Source organism: Deinococcus rhizophilus, from assembly GCF_030271215.1.
GTDB lineage: Bacteria > Deinococcota > Deinococci > Deinococcales > Deinococcaceae > Deinococcus > Deinococcus rhizophilus.
Genome location: NZ_JASNGB010000327.1, coordinates 1 through 1,303, shown reverse-complemented (window position 1 = coordinate 1,303; position 1,303 = coordinate 1). Strand labels below are relative to the sequence as shown.

At 74.6% G+C, this 1,303-nt stretch carries 2 protein-coding genes; one reads left to right on the top strand and one right to left on the bottom strand.

Annotation, left to right across the window (positions count from 1 at the left end):
• Nucleotides 1-518 (bottom strand): AAA family ATPase (locus QOL99_RS17105; RefSeq protein ID WP_285525598.1); only part of this gene is annotated, 518 nt, incomplete at its 3' end.
• Nucleotides 519-857: 339 nt separating this feature from the next.
• Here QOL99_RS17105 and QOL99_RS17100 point away from each other — a divergent pair.
• Nucleotides 858-1,303: hypothetical protein (locus QOL99_RS17100; protein ID WP_285525596.1), on the top strand; the 446-nt coding region annotated here is incomplete at its 3' end.

Genomic DNA, 1,303 nt, shown 5'->3' with positions numbered 1-1,303 from the left:
TAGGCTGCCGCCTCGCCGGGCACCTGCCGGTCGAGCAGCGCCCGCTGCCGCGCCGGGCTGAGCAGCGTCACCGCGCTGTGCTGCCAGTGGATCGTCAGCCGCCCAGCCGACCACTCGCCCAGTTCACGCACGCTGACGGGTTCGCCGTCCAGCCGGGCAGTGCCGCGCCCCCCGGCGGTCACCCGGCGGCTGGCGCTGAGCTCGTCCCCGCCCTCCTCCCAGAAGCCCGACACCAGCAGGCTCTCCTCGCCCGTGCGGATCAGGTCCGCATTCGCGCGGGTGCCCAGCAGCAGCCCCAGCGCGTCCACGATGATGCTCTTGCCCGCGCCCGTCTCGCCGGTAAAGGCGGAAAAACCGGGGCGCAGCTCCAGCGAGAGGTCGCGGATGGTGGCGAGGTGCCGCACCTCCAGGCGGCCCAATAGCGGCGCGGCCAGAGATGGTGGGGCAGGGGAGGGAGCCGCCGCCTCCCGCGCGGCGGGCGCGGGAGCACCCTGGGGGGCGCGGGCCTTGCGGGTCATCCGAGTTCCGGCCTGGCGGCGCACCTGTGCGGCCCCAGCAGGGCGGGAAGAAGGGTGGCGGTCGCCGGGAGAGGAGTCACCGGCCCGGCGGTGGTCCGGGCAGAGAACGGATTGGACGGGAACCGGATCACGCCCCCGAGTCTAGAGCCTGGGGCCAGGGGCAGAGTGCGACCCGGTTGCCCAAGCGCGGGGGGCCTGCCCCGGCGCCGGGCCGAACATGAAACCCGCGTTACGTTCGCCCCACACTCCCCCCCGGCGCGGCACCGACAATGGGCCGCGAGGCCTTCCGTGCGGCCGTCCCCACCCCCGGGGATGGCCCGGACGCTGAAAGGAGTTTTCATGAACAAGGACACTGCCTACACGGACGCGGGCCGCAAGGACTCGGGACGGGGCACCACCATCCGGATCAACCTGACGCCCCTGATCCTGGCGGGCGGCCTGGCCTACCTCGCCGCCAACGACACCGCTCGCCGCCGGGTGCTGGGCGGCACGCGCCACCTCGTAGACGCCGCCGGGCACACCCTGGAAGAGACGGTCAAGCCCGCGCTCGCTGGCGCCGCCGAGCATGCCTCGCACGTCGCGCAGGTCGCCGCCCACAGGGGAAGCGAGGCGGTGCAGACCCTGCGCGAGGAGGCCCCGGTCCGCGCCCACAGCCTGCTCGAAACCGTGCAGGAGGCTGCCGGAACGGCCGCGAGCGCCGTCGCGCACAGGGCCGCCGACCTCACCCACGCCGCCGCCGAACTGGCGGAGGAGGGCCGCGAGGGTGCCGCCCAGGTGACCATGGG